We start from the raw sequence: 17,477 nt of genomic DNA on the forward strand, positions 1-17,477 counted from the left end.
CCACCATCATGGCCATGGCCACGAGCACGCCACCACGATCGATCCGGTGTGCGGCATGGCCGTGGATCCGGCGAAGACGCCGCACCACGCGACCCACGAAGGCCTGGAATACCACTTCTGCAATCCGCGTTGCCGCGAGAAGTTCGTTGCCGAGCCCGGCAAATACCTGGCTCCGCGGGATTCGCAACCTGTGGAGGCCGCGCCGGCCGGCACCACCTACACCTGCCCGATGCACCCGGAAATCCGGCAGCCGGGTCCGGGCACGTGCCCGATCTGCGGCATGGCGCTGGAACCGGAGATGCCGAGCCTGGACGACGGCGAGAACCCGGAACTGCGGGACTTCGGTCGCCGCTTCTGGTGGACGCTGCCGCTGAGCGCCATCGTGCTGGTGCTGGCGATGTTCGGGCAGCACTTCCCGGCGCTGGACGCCGCCGCGCGCACCTGGCTGGAGTTCGCACTGGCCACGCCGGTGGTGCTGTGGGCTGGCCGGCCGTTCTTCGAGCGCTGGTGGCAATCGATCCGCAACCGCAGCCCCAACATGTGGACCCTGATCGGCACCGGCGTCGGCGCCGCCTACGGCTACAGCGTGGTCGCAACCGTGGCGCCGGGCCTGTTCCCGGCCTCGTTCCACGAGCACGGGCGCGTGGGCGTCTACTTCGAGGCCGCTGCGGTGATCGTGTCGCTGACCCTGCTGGGGCAGTTGCTGGAACTGCGCGCGCGCTCGAAGACATCGGCCGCGATCAAGGCGTTGCTTGGGCTGGCGCCCAAGACCGCGCGGCGCATCGAAGCCGACGGCAGCGAAACCGACATCCCGCTCGAGCACGTGCACGTCGGCGACCGGCTGCGCGTACGTCCCGGCGAAAAGGTGCCGGTCGACGGCACCGTGCTCGAAGGCCGCTCCAGCATCGACGAATCCATGCTCACCGGCGAACCGATCCCGGTGGGGAAGGGGGAGGGCGACCAGCTCATCGGCGCCACCCTCAACGGCACCGGCGCGCTGGTGATGCGCGCCGAGCAGGTCGGTTCGGCCACGGTGCTGGCGCAGATCGTGCAGATGGTGGCGCAGGCCCAGCGCTCGCGCGCGCCGATGCAGCGCATGGCCGACAAGGTCGCATACTGGTTCGTGCTGGCCGTGTTCGCGGTCGCGCTGGCGACGTTCGTGGCATGGGGCCTGTTCGGCCCGGATCCATCGTGGACCTATGCCGTGCTCAACGCGGTCTCGGTGCTGATCATCGCCTGTCCCTGTGCGCTCGGACTGGCCACGCCGATGTCGATCATGGTGGCCAGTGGCCGCGCCGCGCACGGCGGCGTGCTGTTCCGCGACGCCGAGGCGATCGAGCGCTTGCGGGCAATCGATACGCTGGTGGTCGACAAGACCGGAACCCTGACCGAAGGCCGCGCTGCCTTCCGCGAAGTGCTGCCGGCACCGGGCATCGATGCGGACGATGTGCTGCGCCTGGCCGCCAGCCTGGACCAGGGCAGCGAACATCCGTTGGCCGAAGCGATCGTCGCCGCCGCGCGGGATCGCGGCATGGCGCTGTCGCCGGTGGACGAGTTCGATTCGGTCACCGGGCAGGGAGTACGCGGCCGGGTGTCGGGGCAGGCATTGCTGCTGGGCAACGGCAGCCTGATGCGGGACGCGGGGATCGATGTCGCGGAGTTGAGCGCACGCGCGGAAGCGCTACGGCGCGCGGGCGCAAGCGTCATGTTCCTTGCCGCCGATGGCCGCGCCCGGGGCGTGGTCGCGGTGGCCGACCCGGTCAAGAAGAGCACTCCGGCGGCACTGGCCGCGTTGCGCGCCGACGGCATACGCATCGTGATGGCGACGGGCGATGCGCAGGGCACCGCGGCTGCTGTCGCCGACGCGCTCGGCATCGACGAGGTGCATGGCGAAGTCCGTCCCGGCGACAAGGTCGCCCTGGTCAGGCGACTGCAGGCGCAGGGCCGGCGCGTGGCGATGGCCGGCGACGGCATCAACGACGCGCCGGCGCTCGCGGCGGCCGATGTCGGCATCGCCATGGGCACCGGTACCGACGTGGCGATGTCGACCGCGCAGGTGACCCTGGTCAAGGGCGACCTGCGGCGGATCGTCACCGCGCGCCGGATTTCCCGTGACACCGTGGGCAACATGAAGCAGAACCTGGGCTTTGCCTTCCTTTACAACGCGATCGGCGTGCCGCTCGCCGCAGGCGTCCTGTACCCGGCGTTCGGCGTGCTGCTCAGCCCGATGATCGCGGCGCTGGCGATGAGCCTCAGTTCGGTCTCGGTGGTGGCCAATGCCTTGCGCCTGGGGCGGGATGCGTCGGGGCCTCGGGTTGACGCCTGAGGCCTGGACCGAGCTCGCCGCCGCGCGAACGGCGGGGGCGGCGGTTCCTGCTGGCGGACCACTTGCCATGCCTGATCGGGGGCTGATGAAACTTCGCATAATGCCTATTATGTAAAGCATGATAACAGATCGTCCGATCTTGGCCGTGTCGGCGTCCCCTCATTGATGGCGCTGCCCGCTTGATCGTGTCGTGACCCCAGTTGCTGGCGCGTCCTTACACCCGCCCCCGGTTAGATCAACGAGTTGCGGATACCTGGTGGAACAGATGGTGCCAGGACATGTTGGCGCCCCTCCCTTGATTGTGTCGCGTCCCGTAATCGTGGCGCGTCCTTTGTGGTCGGATTGCACCCGTGAACATGGCGCCTTCCGTTTTCGCTGCCCGAAAGAATCCCTTGAACGTGGCGCGTCCCTTGCCCAATTTCCGGCGGCACTCCGTGGCTTGGGGCGGCGTGCCTGCCTGACTTCATTCGCGTCGAAGTTGGGTAAGACGGGCGGTCATTCCCGAGGCGGAAAACTCGAACGTGATTCGATCGCCGACCTTCGTGCGAGATCGTGTCGATGACGCCAGTCGCCCGGTTGGAAACATGAAACAGAACCTCGGGTTTGCATTCGCCTACAACGCCGTCGGAGTGCCGATCGCCGCCGGCGTTCTTTACCCAGTGTTCGGCCTGCTACTGAGCCCGATGGTTGCGGCGCTGGCCATGAGCCTGAGCTCGGTATCGGTGGTGGCCAATGCACTTCGCCTTCAAGTCGACCGCCGTACCGTCCTCGCCGACCACATCTGTGCCGCGCCGGCCCCTGCGCCTGGCCAAGGACTGACTTGGATCAATTGCATCGGTTCTGGTAAGAGGTAAGCTCACGCCATGGTCCGCATCCGCCATCGGAACTGGTTCCAGCGCACCGCCCTCCTCGCGATGGCGGCGCTGCTCTGGTCCCAGTTCGTGCTTGCAGGCCACGGCGAGTGCCTGGATCTCCCAGGCACGCCGGCGGCGTTTGTGGCTGCCGCCACCGACACCCAGCACGACCATGGCCACGGCTGCGATGCCGAGCTCCCCTCGGCGAGCAAGGCACTGTGCGACGCGCACTGCACCGAGGGTGACCTCTCGGCGGACAGTGGACGCATCCCTTTGATTCCGCCGCTGCTCGCCGAAGCCTGGTTCTCCTGGCTTGCAATCGCCGCGATTGCGGATGCTGCGCCAAGTGTCACGGCTACATGGGTGGATTCGCCGCCCAGACCCGCCTGGCACCGACCTACCGCCCATCCAGCGGCGCTCCTGCTGATCTGATGCCCGGGACGCTGACTGCTCCGCACGTCCGTGCGGCGCAGTCCTGTGCGTTCGCGCCGTGGCTGCATCACGGCATGTGTTCCTGCCCTCGTCCGAGCGACCTGCGTCGCGCCGGCCAAAGGACACTGATATGGCATCCCCGTTCGATCGACTGCAGGCCGGGCGCCTGCACCCTCGCCCGCTGTTCCGCCGCCGGCCACCGCTCCGGCACCTGCTTCCCTGCGTGCTCGCCGGCGCCTTGTGGACGCTGGCGCTGCCCGTTACCGCAACCGAACCCGTCCCAGGGCACAGTCTCGAGTCGATCCGCGCCTGGGTCCTCGAACACAACCCCGAGCTGCGGGCACTGGACTTCGAGGCCCAAGCCGCCGAAGCACGGATTCTGCCGGCGGGCGCCCTGCCCGACCCGATGGCCTCCGTTGGATTCCGCGGCCTGGATCCAGACAAGCCCTGGCGCACCGCCGGTGCCGAGCGCCAGGTCGACTACGCGGTACGCCAGCGTTTCCCCCTCTGGGGCAAGCGCGGCCTGGCACGCACCGCGGCCAGCCAGGACGCGGTCGCGATCGGGCTCGATCGCCTCACAACTGCGCGCGACCTGCTGGCCGACGCCGAGACGGCCTACGCACGCTACTGGCATGCCGATCAGGCCGTGGCTGTACTCGATCGCCGCATCGCCCTGCTCCGCCAGGTCGAAGAGATGGCCGGCGTGCGCTACGCCCTGGGCCGCGCGGCGCAGCAAGATGCCATCCGCGCCCAGGTCGAGCAGACCAGCCTCCAGCGCGAGCGGATCGAACGCCTCGCGACCAAGCAGGAGGCGGCTGCCACCTTGAACGCGGTGTTGGGGCGCCGGTCCGATGCACCGCTGGCGACTCCCGATGAGGCGCCGCGCCTCGTCGTCCACAGCGCCTCGCTCGCCGCGGCACTGGATGGCGCCGATGCGCACCCCGCTGTGCGCTCGCAGCAGGCCCGCGCCGAATCCGCGCACACGAACGTGGTGCTGCAGCGTCGCAACCGCTTTCCCGACATCACCGTGGGCGTGGGCGCAATGCAACTCGGCAACGGCCTCGAAAGCACCGAGCTGATGCTGGAGGTCGAGATCCCGTTCCAGCAGCGTGCACGCCGCGAACGCGAGCGCGAATCGCGCCTGCTCGAAGAAGCGGCCCTGGCCCGCAGGGATGCCACGTTGCGCGCCGTCGAAGAACGCGGTGCCTCCGCTTGGGCGCAGTGGACCAGCGCACGCGAGCGCCGCGGGCTGATCGAGAACACGCTGCTGCCGCAGGCCGACGCCACCTGGCAGTCCGCACTGGCCAGCTACCAAGTCGGCGAAGTCGACTTCGGGACGCTGCTCGAAGCACTCAATGAATGGCAGGGCGCCGACCTCGCACGGGTCGATGCATTGCGTGACGAATTGTTGGGCGCCGCCGCCGTGCGCGCCATCGAAGGAGATATCCGATGACCCGTGTCCAGACCCTGTCGCTCGCCATCGGCGTCGCACTCGCCGCCCTCGTCGTCGGCTGGATGGCCGGCCGCGCGACGAACGATTCCCCGACCGCAGCCACGTCCGCCGAGGCGCCGGCCGCGGAACGCAAAGTGCTCTATTACCGCAATCCCATGGGCCTCCCCGACACCTCACCGGTGCCGAAGAAGGACCCGATGGGCATGGACTACGTCCCGGTCTACGCCGGCGACGCGCCTGCCGCGACGCCGGGAACGGTGGTGATGCCACCCGACAAGGTGCAGGCGCTGGGCGTGCGTACCGAAGCGGTCCGGCACGCAGTCTTGGCTGCGACCGTGCGCACCAGCGGCACCGTCGAGGTCGACGAGACCCGGCAGTACGCGATCGCGCCGCGCTTCGAAGGTTGGGTCGAACGGCTGTACGCGAACCAGACCGGCATGCGGGTCCACGCGGGGCAACCGCTGCTGTCCGTTTACAGCCCGCAGCTGGCCGCGGCGCAGCAGGAATATCGGCTGGCCGACGAGACCGCCCGCAGGCTGGCGGCATCCGACCCCGCGAGCGCGGCCTCGATGGTCCGGCTGCGCGCCGCCGCCCGCACCCGTCTGCGAAACTGGGAAATCAGCGACGCGCAGCTCGGCAAGACGGGACTGGTGCTCACCGCACCGGCGGACGCGGTCGTGATCGAGAAGCCGGTGGTCCAGGGCGCGCGCTTCGAGCCCGGCGAGACCATCCTGCGCCTGGCCGACCTGTCGACGGTGTGGGTGATCGCCAAGGTCCCGGCAGCGCAGGCCGCGGGCATCAAGCCCGGCCAGGCGGCCCGGTTTGAAACCGTGGCCCTGCCCGGCCAGGTGGCCGAGGGCGAAGTCACCTTCGTGCAGCCCGTCATCGATGCGCAGACGCGCACCGTGGATGTGCGCATTGCCCTGCCCAACCCCGACGGCGACCTGCGTCCCGGGCTCTACGGAACGGTGCTGCTTGAGGAGCCGGGGGCGGGGCCGGTCCTGACCGTCCCGCGCTCCGCCGTGCTCGACAGCGGCACGCGCCAGGTGGTGCTGATCGAAACCGGTCCTGGCCGCTTCGCACCGCGAGATGTCACCCTGGGTCGCCGCGGTGGCGATCGGATCGAGATCCTCGACGGACTGGCCGAGGGCGAGCAGGTCGTGGTCTCCGCGAACTTCCTGATCGACGCCGAAAGCAACCTGCAGTCGGCGCTGGAGGGTCTTGGCGGTCATGCAGGACATGGCACGCCCTCGGGCACCAGCGAGGATTCACAACCCGAGTCCGGCGATGGCGTCTCCGATCCGCACGCAGGTCATTCCATGCCGGCCACCCAGGAGGAGACTCCGCGCTCCCCCACCGGCCACGAGGGGCACTGACATGCTGGCCCGTCTCATCGAATGGTCGGTCCGCAACGTCTTCCTGGTGCTGGTGATGACGCTGGCGATCGTGGCCGGCGGCATCTACGCGCTGATGCAGACCCCGCTGGACGCGCAACCGGACCTGTCGGATGTCCAGGTGATCGTGTTCACCGAGTATCCGGGACAAGCGCCCCAGGTGGTCGAGGACCAGATCACCTACCCGCTGACCAGCGCCCTGCTCTCGGTGCCCAAGTCGAAGGACGTCCGCGGCTTCTCGTTCTTCGGTGCCTCGTTCATCTACGTCATCTTCGAGGAAGGGACGGATCTCTACTGGGCGCGCTCGCGCGTGCTCGAGAACCTGAACGTCGCCTCGAAGAACTTGCCGGCCGGCGTGGCACCCGCACTGGGCCCCGACGCCACAGGCGTAGGCTGGGTCTACCAGTACGTCCTCAAGAGCGACCGCCACTCGCTGGACGAGTTGCGCGCCATGCAGGACTGGTACCTGCGCTACCAGCTCACTACCGCGCCCGGCGTGGCCGAGGTCGCCAGCGTCGGCGGCTTCGTGCGCCAGTACTCGATCACCGTTGATCCGGTCCGGCTGCGCGAGTTCGACATCCCGATTTCACGGGTGTCCGAGGTGATCGCCGAGAGCAACCGCGACGTCGGCGGCCGCGTGATCGAGATGGCCGAGACCGAGTACATGGTGCGGGGCCGTGGCTACCTGCGCGGCATCAAGGACATCGAGAGCCTGGTGCTGCGCGCCGAAGGAGGCGCACCGGTGCTGATCGGCGACGTCGCCCGGGTCGAACTGGTGCCCGACGAGCGCCGTGGCATCGCCGACCTGAACGGCGACGGCGATGTCGTGGCCGGGATTGTCATTGCGCGATTCGGCGAGAACGCCCTGGCCGTGATCGGTGGGGTGAAGGACAAGATCGCGGAACTTGCACGAGGATTGCCCGAAGGCGTCAGCGTCCAGGCGGTCTACGACCGCTCCGACCTCATCGTGCGTGCGATCAAGACGCTGCGCACGACACTGTTCGAGGAGAGTCTGATCGTCGCGCTGGTGTGCCTGCTGTTCCTGTTCCATGCGCGCAGCGCGCTGGTCGCGATCGTCATGCTGCCGGTCGGCGTGCTGATCGCGGTGATCGCGATGCGTGCGCTGGGCATGAACTCCAACATCATGAGCCTGGGCGGCATCGCGATCTCGATCGGCGTGATGGTGGACGCGGCGATCGTGATGATCGAAAACGCGCACAAGCACATCGAACGCTCCGACGGCTCCCGCAGCCGGGCCCAGGTGATCATCGACGCCTGCCGCGAGGTCGGGCCGGCGCTGTTCTTCAGCCTGATGATCATCACCGTCTCCTTCCTTCCGGTGTTCGCCCTGGAGGCGCAGGAAGGCCGCCTGTTCAAGCCTCTGGCTTTCACCAAGACGTTTGCCATGGCGGGTGGAGCCCTGCTGTCGGTGACGCTCGTCCCCGTGCTCATGTTGTTGTTCGTGCGCGGCAAGATCGTGCCCGAGCAGAAGAATCCAGTGAACCGGTTCCTGGTCGCGCTCTACCGCCCGGTGATCAATGTCGTACTCAGGCACCGGATGGCCACGATCGCGATCGCGCTGGTCGCCCTGTTCGCCAGCCTGTGGCCCGCGTCGCGCCTGGGCAGCGAGTTCATGCCCACGCTCAACGAGGGCACGCTCCTGTACATGCCGGCATCGCTCCCAGGCATGTCGGTGACCAAAGCATCGGAGCTGCTGCAGCAGCAGGACCGGATCATCAAGGGCTTCCCGGAAGTGGAATCCGTCTTCGGCAAGGCCGGGCGCGCCCTGACAGCGACCGACCCCGCGCCCCTGGAGATGTTCGAGACAACCATCAACCTCAAGCCCGAGGGCGAATGGCGCGACGGAATGACCACCGACAAGCTCATCGCCGAGATGGATGAGGCGCTGAAGTTCCCGGGGGTCGCCAACTCGTGGACGATGCCGATCAAGGCGCGCACCGACATGCTGGCCACCGGCATCCGCACGCCGGTCGGGATCAAGCTCTTCGGCACCGACCTCGAGCAGCTCGATGCCCTGGCGACCGAGATCGAAGCGGTCGTGCGCGAGGTGCCGGGGACGACCAGCGCATTCGCCGAACGCCTGACCGGCGCCTACTACCTCGACATCACCCCCAACCTGCACAGCCTGGCCCAGTACGGCGTGACCCTGGGCGAGGTCCAGGACGTGGTGGCAGCCGCGCTGGGCGGCGAGATCGTCACCACCATCCTCCAGGGCCGTGAGCGCTTCAGCGCAATCGTGCGCTATCCGCGCGAGCTGCGCGACGACCCGCACCGTATCGGCAGCCAAGTCCTGGTGCCCGTGCCCGGCGGCGCGCAGGTGCCCCTCGGCGAGCTGGCGCGAATCGAGGTCACGAAAGGGGCGCCGAGCATCCGCACCGAAAACGCGATGCTGGCGGCCTACATCTACGTCGATACGCGCGAAAGCGACCTGGGTCGTTACGTGCAGGCTGCGCAGAATGCGGTCGCCGAACAGGTGCAGTTCCCACCCGGCTACTACGTGACCTGGAGCGGGCAGTACGAGTACATGCAGCGCGCCGCCGAAAAGATGCGCGTCGTCGTCCCGGTGACGCTGGCGTTGATCTTCTTGCTGCTGTACCTCAACTTCCGCCGCGTCACCGAGTCGCTGATCGTGATGCTGTCGGTACCGTTCGCACTCGTCGGCGGCGTGTGGCTGATGTGGCTGCTCGACTACAACGTCAGCGTCGCGGTGATCGTGGGCTTCATCGCGCTGGCCGGCGTCGCCGCGGAAACCGGCGTGGTGATGCTGATCTACCTTGACCACGCGCTCGAGGCGCGTGCCGCGCAGCGTCGGGCCGAAGGCCGCTCTCTGGATGCACGCGACCTCCGCGAGGCGATCATCGAAGGCGCGGTCGACCGCGTGCGCCCGAAGATGATGACCGTGGTCGCGATCATGGCCGGCCTGCTGCCGATCATGTGGAGCAGCGGCACAGGCTCCGAGGTCATGCGTCGCATCGCCGCGCCGATGGTGGGCGGCATGGTCTCGTCTACGGTTCTGACGCTGGTGGTGATCCCGGCGCTGTACTCGCTGATCAAACAGCGGCAACTGGCCAGGACGCCACCAATCCACAGGAGTAGTCCATGAACAACGAAACCAACCCCACCCTCCAGTTCCTCGGTGCCGCGGGCACCGTCACAGGCTCGCGCTACCTGGTCGAGGCCAACGGCCAGCGCGTGCTGGTGGACTGCGGCCTGTTCCAAGGCTACAAGCAGCTGCGCGAGCGCAACTGGGCCCCGTTTCCGGTCGATCCGGCGTCAATCGATGCGGTGGTCCTTACCCACGCGCACCTGGATCATTCGGGCTACCTCCCAGCGTTGGTCAAGCAGGGGTTCCGCGGCCGGATCCACTGCACCCAGGGTAGCGTGGCCCTCTGCGGCCTGCTGCTTCCCGACAGCGGACACCTGCTCGAAGAAGAGGCCAAGTATGCGGCCCGCAAGGGCTACTCCAAGCACAAGGAACCACGACCGCTTTACACCGAGGATGACGCACGCCGCAGCCTGAAGCAGCTCACTGGACATGATTATGGTCGCGACATCGAGATCGCATCAGGCGTCTCGGTCCGCTTCCATCCTGCCGGCCACATCCTGGGCGCTGCCCACGTCAGCCTGGACGTCCAGGGCCAGCGCCTGCACTTCAGTGGCGACCTGGGGCGACAGCAGGAGTCGCTGATGAATCCGCCAACGCCCCTGCCCGCCTGTGACGTCCTGGTCTGCGAGTCCACATACGGCAATCGCGAACACGTTCCGATCGACCAGGAGGCGGAGCTGGCTCCCATCATCCGCCGCGTCGCAGCCCGCGGGGGTGTGATCGTCATCCCCGCCTTTGCCATCGGACGCGCCCAGGCGCTCATGCTGCATATCGCCCGGTTGCGTGAGCGCAAGGAGATCCCGCGCGTGCCGGTCTACCTCAACAGCCCGATGGCGATCAACGCGACCCGGCACTACCACGCCCATCATTCCGACCACCACGTGTCCGAAGAGGACTGCCAGCGGATGTTCGACGTGGCCACTTTCGTCAACACGGTGGATGAGTCGAAGGCACTCAACCGCCAGCGCGGGCCGATGATCATCATCTCGGCCAGCGGCATGATCACCGGCGGGCGCGTGCTGCACCACATCGAGGCATTCGGCCAGGATGACCGCAACGCGATCCTGCTGGCGGGCTACCAGGCCGGCGGAACACGCGGTGCCGCACTGGCGGCGGGAAAGCGCACCTTGCGCATGTTCGGCCGCGAGATCCCGATTCGTGCCGAGGTGGTGCAGCTGGAGGGCTTTTCCGGCCACGCCGACGCCGGGGAACTCCTCGACTGGATGCGCACCGCGCCGTCCGCGCCGCGCGTCGTCTACCTCACCCACGGCGAGCCCGACGCAGCCGACACGCTGCGCGGGCGCGTGCAGCGCGAGCTGGGCTGGCGCGCGCGCGTGCCGGAGCACCTGGAGCAGGTTGGCCTGGAGGATGTGCGGTGACGACGCCGGGCCACACCCGCCTGCGCGTCACCCGTGCCGGCATCGACACCTACCAGCAGCCGGTGGTCTATATGCACCGCGACTGCGAAGTCTGCCGTTCGGAAGGATTTGTCGCGATGACGCGCGTGAGGCTGGCCGTCGGTACGCGCACGCTGGTGGCGACGCTGAACGTGGTCGTCGACGCCCGGCTTGGTCTGGACGAGGTGGCCCTGTCGGAGGCCGCGTGGACGCTGCTCGATCCCGTGTCCGATGCCCTCGCCTCGGTGCGGCATGCGGAACCCGCGTCGTCGGTAGGCGCGCTCCGTGCCAAAGTGTTCGGGGCGCGGTTGGATGACACGCAGTACCTCGCCTTGGTGCAGGACGTGATGGAAAGCCGGTTGTCGGACCTGGAGCTTGCCGCGTTCGTCACGGCCAGTGCGGGTGACCGCCTGGACCACGCGGAAACCACGGCGCTGACGCGGGCGATGATCGCTGTCGGCCAACGCCTGGACTGGGGCGAAGGCCCGGTGCTGGACAAGCACTGCGTGGGCGGCTTGCCGGGCAATCGCACCACCCCGATCGTGGTGGCCATCGTGGCTGCGCTGGGCTACCGCATTCCAAAAACGTCCTCGCGCGCAATCACCTCGCCCGCGGGCACCGCCGACACGATGGAAGTGATGGCGCCGGTGGCGCTCGACCTGGCTGCGATGCAGCGGGTGGTGGAGCGCGAGGGCGGCTGCATCGTCTGGGGCGGCAACGTGCGCCTGAGCCCGGCCGACGACATCCTGATCAGGGTCCAGCGGCCGCTGGACTTCGACAGCGACGGCCAGCTGGTTGCCAGCGTACTGTCGAAGAAGATCGCCGCGGGCTCAACTCACGTGCTGATCGACATGCCGGTAGGGCCGACCGCCAAGGTGCGTGGTGAGGCCGCGGCGCACAGCCTTGGCGCACGGCTTGCACACACCGCGGACGCGCTTGGATTGCACATGGGCATCCATCGCTCAGACGGTACCCAGCCGGTGGGTCGGGGAATCGGTCCGGCGCTTGAAGCGCACGATGTGCTCAAGGTGCTGCGCAACGCCGCCGATGCCCCCGCAGACCTCCGCGAACGCGCACTTGCGCTGTCCGCGGCGCTGCTGGACATGGCACCGGGCAGCAACGCCGCCACCGGACTGGAGCGCGCGCGCAGCGTGCTGGATTCCGGGGCGGCGCTGGCCAAATTCCTGGCGATCTGCGAGGCCCAGGGGGGCTTCCGCGAACCGCAACGCGCAGCATTCACCGCCGACGTTCCGGCAACCGCATCGGGCCGGATCGCGGCGATCGACAACCGTAGCCTGGCCAAGCTGGCCAAACTGGCTGGCGCACCGACTTCCCCCACGGCCGGCCTCGAGACCGGTCTGCGCGTCGGCGATATGGTCGAGCGCGGACAGCCCCTGATGACATTGCATGCGGAGTCTCCGGGAGAACTGGCTTACGCCCTTGAGCACGCTCCGACATTGCAACCCTTTGCCCTCGCGGAGATCCCATGAACCGTGTACTGATGCCGTTCCCGGCCGATGCGGCGTTGGCGGGTACCTTCGCCACGCCCTTGCACGCGCGGGTTTCACCAGTGGCCTGGCGGCATTTCCCCGATGGCGAGTCGCTGGTCGCCTTGGACGACGCGCTGGGCGGCGCCGATGTGGCGATCCTGGCCAGCCTGCGCCACGCAGATGCCCAGGCCCTCCCGTTGCGCTTCGCCGCCAGGACGGCGCGCGAGTTCGGGGCGCGCTCGGTCGGCTTGATCGCACCCTATCTGGGCTATATGCGCCAGGACACCCGCTTCCATCCCGGCGAGGCGGTCAGTACGCCACTGTTCGCGCAGTTCCTCGAAGAGGCCTTCGACTGGCTGGTGACCGTGGACCCGCACCTGCATCGCGTCGAGCGCCTGCAGTTGCTGTACCGGATTCCGACGGCCCACGTGTCGGCGACGCCGGCCGTGGCCCGCTGGATCGCAGAGACGGTCCCCGACGCGGTGCTGATCGGCCCCGACAGCGAGAGCGAGCAATGGGTCGAGGACATCGCCGCCCGCTCCGGCATGCCCTGGCAGGTGCTGGCCAAGGAACGCTATGGCGACTACGACGTGCGCGTGAGCCTGCCCGACCCGCAGGCGGTGGCCGGCCGTACCCCGGTCCTGATCGACGACATCGTGTCGTCCGGCAACACGATCCTGGAAACCCTCGCGCACCTGCGTCGATTGTCGCTGCCGCCGCCGTTGCTGGTCGCCATCCATCCGGTGTTCGCGGGCGATGCCTATACCCGTCTGCAGGAAGCGGGCCTGGCCCGCATCGTGAGCACCGACACCATTGCCCACCCGTCAAACGCGATCGCGCTGGGTGCGGACCTCGCCGCCGCGGCATCGAGCCTGATGACTGCTTCGACCGATTCCCCGGAGGACCCATGAACCTGCATCTCAACTGCTGCACCGCCGACCAGCTGTCGGCCGCCGAGCGCCAGCGGATCCTTGAACTCGCCGACGCCCACCGGCAGGCCGATCCGCAGTTCGCTCACTGGGCGGCCGGCTACGGGGTGATCCGACATGACCCGCTTACCCAGCTGCGCGTCCGCCAGATGGTGCACGAGCTGGTCGTCCTGGGCCGCACGCCCGATCCCGGCACCGCATGGCAGCGGCTTGCCGCGGCCGACCGTGTCACCAGCGCCGGCATGTGGCTGGTGGCGCACATGACCTACAGCCAGCGCGTCCGTACCGACGGTGCGGCCCTCGAGGCCGATGACTTCAAGCCCACGCCCGAAGGCCACACCGGCGGGTCCCTCAACATGGTGCCCGCCTATGCCGGCTACCTGTTGATGGACGCTCTGGATGGCGTCACCCGCGCGTGGATAATGGGCCAGGGGCACTGCGTGGCCGCTATCGACGCGCTGAACCTGCTGGTTGGCAACATGACTGACCGGCACGCCGAACGTTACGACCGGTCCGACGCGGGGCTGAGCCGGTTTGTCGGCGACTTCTACGCCTACGCCCTCAATCCGGACGGAACGCCGGCGTCGCCCCTGGGATCCCACGTCAATGCGCACACCGCCGGGGGCGTGATGGAAGGCGGCTATCTCGGCTTTGCCGAGCTGCAGTACGTGCATGCGCCGCTGAAGGACGAACGCCTGGTGGCGTTCCTCAGCGATGGTGCGTTCGAGGAACAGCGTGGCAGCGACTGGGCGCCGCGCTGGTGGCGTGCCGAGGACAGTGGACTGGTCAGCCCCATCATCATCCTCAACGGGCGGCGCATCGAACAGCGCAGCCAGATCACGCAGCAGGGCGGCGAGCGCTGGTTGGACCGGCACCTGCGACTGAACGGCTTTGATCCGATCGCGCTGGACGGGCGCGATCCGGCCAGCATCGCGTGGGGCATCCACGTGATGGAGTCGCGCCTGCAGGCGGGCGCCGTCCCCGATGCCGACGTGCGGCTACCCTATGGCATCGCCGAGACCATGAAGGGCTTCGGCTTCCCCGGCGCAGGCACAAACGCCTCGCACAACCTGCCGCTGCCCGGGAATCCGGCGATTGATGCCGGGGCACGCGCACTCTTCAATGAAGGCGCTGCGGCACTGTTCGTGGCCGCGTCCGAGCTCGGGGAGGCTGTGGCCGCACTCAACAGCCACGATCTCCAGCAGCGCGTGCGCGAACGCGACCATGCGCTGGCCGATCGTCAGGTGGACCCGCCCCGCGTTCCGGCGATTGCCGACCGCACCGTCGGCGGTGAGAGCTCGCCAATGATCGCGCTCGACGAGCAGTTCGTCGCCATCGCCGAAGCGAACCCGGGGCTGCGCGTGCGCGTGGGCAATCCCGACGAGCTGCGCAGCAACAAGCTCGACCGCACCTTGGACACGATGAAGCACCGGGTGCACGAACCGGAACCCGGCGTCGCCGAATCGCCGACCGGCGCGGTCATCACCGCGCTCAACGAGGAAGCCGTCGTCTGCGCGGCGCTCGGCAACAAGGGCGGGCTGAACCTGGTGGTGACCTACGAGGCGTTCGCGCCGAAGATGCTCGGCGCCGTGCGCCAGGAACTGATCTTCGCCCGTCATCAGGCCCAGGCGGGGCGACCGCCCGGCTGGCTGGGCGTCCCGCTGGTGCTGACTTCCCACACCTGGGAGAACGCAAAAAACGAACAGTCCCACCAGGATCCGACCATGGCCGAGGCGCTCCTGGGCGAAATGGCCGACATCTCGCGCGTGGTGTTTCCCCCGGACGCCAACGGCGCCGCTGCAGCCCTCGCCCGCGCCTACGCTCAGCGGGGCACGGTCACCGCCCTGGTGGTCCCGAAGCGGCCTGTGCCCCATGAGTTGACACCACAGCAGGCCAAGGCGTTGGCCGATACCGGAGCGACGTGCCTGGCCGGCGATCCGGCGACGGCGGCGATCCTGCTGGTTGCCACCGGCGCGTATCAGCTGCAGGAAGTGCACCGCGCGCAGGTGCGTCTGGCCGAACGCAGTGTGCCGGCAGCGATCCTCTATCTCGGCGAGCCCGGCCGGTTCCGCACGCCACGCGATCCGGAGGAGGCGCGGTACGTGCACTCCGACAGCGCGGTCCAGGCGCTGTTCCCGGCGGAACGGCCGCGCGTATTCGTCACCCACACCCGCCCCGAGCCCTTCCTCGGTGCGCTGCGCCGGCTTGACACCGGCCCGGCCACCACCGCGGCGTTGGGCTTCGTCAACCGCGGCGGCACGCTGGACGTGCCGGGGCTGCTGTTCGCCAACCGCAGTACCTGGGCGCACGTGGTCGACGCGGCCGCAGGCGTACTCGGCAAGTCCCGTGGCAGCCTGTTGACCGAAGCGGAGCTGGCGGCAGTGGATGGTCGGGGCGATCCGGCCACCATCCTGCGCCCTGCAATGGGTCCGGCATCGTGAGCCGGCCGGCCAGGGCCTCGCGCTGATGGCGGGCACCGTGCGACGCGGAGGGCAGATCGCCTGGGCCGGACTCAAGCTCGGAGTCGCCGTGCTGCGCCTGCGCCGACGCGCACCTGACCGGCTTCCCGCCTACGTCAGCGCCACCCTGGTGGGGCTGGGTACCACCTTCGTCAAACTGGGCCAGGGTTTGAGCCTGCGCTGGGACCTGCTGCCGGCACTTTATCGCAATGCGCTGTCGCAGTTGCACAGCGACGTGCCGGCATTTCCTGCGGACCAGGCCAGACACATGGTCGAACAGGCGTTTGGTGCACCGGTCGACGCGCTCTTCGCCAGCTTCGATGACAGGCCCTTGGCCGCGGCGTCGGTGGCCCAGATCCACCCTGCGCGCATGCATGACGGTCGGGACGTCGTCGTCAAGATCACCCGCCCTGGCATTCATGCCCAGGTGCAGGCCGATCTGCGGCTCCTGCGGCGCACGATGCGCGTCGCCCAATGGCTCTGGCCGCCACTGAAGCGACACCGCCCGCTCGAACTCGTGGACGAATTGGGCGCATTCCTGCGCGACGAGATCGACATGCGCCACGAGGCGCAGAACATGCGGCGCATGGCCAGGGTGCTTGATACCCTGCCCGGCATCACCCAGCCGCATGTCGTCGAGCCATACGCCAGCCGCGACGTGTTGGTCCAGGATCGAAGCCACGGCACCCGCCTGAAGGCCGCGTACGGCACGGCGGCCGCGCCCGCGCTGGCAAGGGCGCTGCTCGATGCCTACGTGCATCAGCTCTTCGGCGCCGGCGTATTCCATGCCGATCCGCATCCGGGGAACCTGTTCTTCTTCGGCGACGGTCGCCTGTGCCTGCATGACTTTGGCTCGATCGGCGTGCTCGACCCGGCATCCCGGCTCGCGCTTGGCAGCATGGTCGAGGCCATCGCCGCCGACGACGCCGAAGGCGTGCTGGATGCGGCGATCGCGCTTGGCTTCTTCCCCCCGCAGGTCGAGCGACGCTCGCATGTGCGCGAGATCCATCTGATCCTGTCCGAAATGGCCAGCCGCCCGCTGGCGGAGTGGTCCATTGCCGAGGCGATCTGGCGCGTGGCACGCATTGGGCAAGGTGCCGGCTTCCGGCTTCCGGCCCACCTGCTGTCCCTGATCCGGACGTTGTTCCTGGTCGAGAACACGCTGCGGGCACTGGATCCGGATCTGGACCTGCTGGGGACGCTGTCGGCACAGGCTGCCGGGATCGCCGACATCGCCGATGCCAGCCGCCCCGGCGGCAACAGGCCGCTCGCCATGCGGCTGGCCCGCACTGCGCGCCAGCTTCCACAGATCGCCACCGACCTATTGCGGCAGGCGCAGCTGAGCGACGGAAGGCCCGCTTTTTCCGTGCACCATCATGGCTTGACCTCCACGCAGGAGGCACTCGCGCGCACCGGCAACCGGCTCGCGCTGGCACTGATCACCCTGGGCCTCTACGTGAGCGGCGCGCTGTTGAGCCTGCATTCCGACGGCCCGCAGGTATTCGGCCACATGCCTTTCCTGGCGGTCGTGGCCTTCACCGCGGCAGGGTTGCTCTCGCTGCGGCTGGTCGCGGCCATCGCCAGATCGGGGCATCTGTGACCAGCCGTAGCACGGA

Annotated in this window: 10 protein-coding genes and 1 pseudogene; all 11 read left to right on the forward strand. The window is 68.5% G+C overall.

Annotated elements, in window-relative coordinates; all coding sequences use genetic code 11:
• Positions 1-55 precede the first annotated feature (55 nt).
• Entirely contained in the window at positions 56-2,326 is a 2,271-nt protein-coding gene (locus MQC88_RS02210; protein ID WP_243320221.1) for a heavy metal translocating P-type ATPase, read from the forward strand.
• Positions 2,327-2,901: 575 nt separating this feature from the next.
• A pseudogene (locus MQC88_RS02215) lies at positions 2,902-3,180 on the forward strand (hypothetical protein); the annotation flags it as partial.
• A 9-nt stretch (positions 3,181-3,189) separates the two neighbouring features.
• A complete protein-coding gene (locus tag MQC88_RS02220) occupies positions 3,190-3,612 on the forward strand; it encodes a hypothetical protein (protein WP_243318821.1) in 423 nt (140 codons plus the stop codon).
• 223 nt (positions 3,613-3,835) lie between these two features.
• Positions 3,836-5,065, forward strand: coding sequence for a TolC family protein (locus MQC88_RS02225; RefSeq protein ID WP_243318823.1), 1,230 nt, complete (start codon positions 3,836-3,838; stop codon positions 5,063-5,065).
• Positions 5,062-6,441, forward strand: a complete 1,380-nt coding sequence (locus MQC88_RS02230; RefSeq protein WP_243318826.1) for an efflux RND transporter periplasmic adaptor subunit — start codon at positions 5,062-5,064, stop codon at positions 6,439-6,441. The genes MQC88_RS02225 and MQC88_RS02230 overlap by 4 nt, the downstream gene beginning before the upstream one ends.
• Position 6,442: 1 nt before the next feature.
• On the forward strand, positions 6,443-9,583 hold the full coding sequence (locus MQC88_RS02235) for an efflux RND transporter permease subunit (protein ID WP_243318829.1): 3,141 nt from the start codon (positions 6,443-6,445) through the stop codon (positions 9,581-9,583).
• A complete protein-coding gene (locus MQC88_RS02240; protein WP_243318833.1) occupies positions 9,580-10,965 on the forward strand; it encodes an MBL fold metallo-hydrolase RNA specificity domain-containing protein in 1,386 nt (461 codons plus the stop codon). The genes MQC88_RS02235 and MQC88_RS02240 overlap by 4 nt, the downstream gene beginning before the upstream one ends.
• On the forward strand, positions 10,962-12,473 hold the full coding sequence (locus MQC88_RS02245; RefSeq protein ID WP_243318837.1) for a thymidine phosphorylase family protein: 1,512 nt from the start codon (positions 10,962-10,964) through the stop codon (positions 12,471-12,473). Before MQC88_RS02240 ends, MQC88_RS02245 begins: the two co-directional genes overlap by 4 nt.
• A complete protein-coding gene (locus MQC88_RS02250) occupies positions 12,470-13,384 on the forward strand; it encodes a ribose-phosphate diphosphokinase (RefSeq protein WP_243318839.1) in 915 nt (304 codons plus the stop codon). Before MQC88_RS02245 ends, MQC88_RS02250 begins: the two co-directional genes overlap by 4 nt.
• Complete coding sequence (locus tag MQC88_RS02255; protein WP_243318841.1) at positions 13,381-15,843, forward strand: phosphoketolase family protein; 2,463 nt, start codon at positions 13,381-13,383, stop codon at positions 15,841-15,843. Before MQC88_RS02250 ends, MQC88_RS02255 begins: the two co-directional genes overlap by 4 nt.
• A 25-nt stretch (positions 15,844-15,868) precedes the next feature.
• The gene (locus MQC88_RS02260; RefSeq protein ID WP_243318843.1) at positions 15,869-17,461 is read left to right on the forward strand and encodes an ABC1 kinase family protein; all 1,593 of its coding nucleotides are present in this window, start codon (positions 15,869-15,871) and stop codon (positions 17,459-17,461) included.
• Positions 17,462-17,477 lie beyond the last annotated feature (16 nt).

This window comes from Cognatiluteimonas sedimenti, assembly GCF_022808325.1.
Classification (GTDB): Bacteria; Pseudomonadota; Gammaproteobacteria; order Xanthomonadales; family Xanthomonadaceae; genus Cognatiluteimonas; species Cognatiluteimonas sedimenti.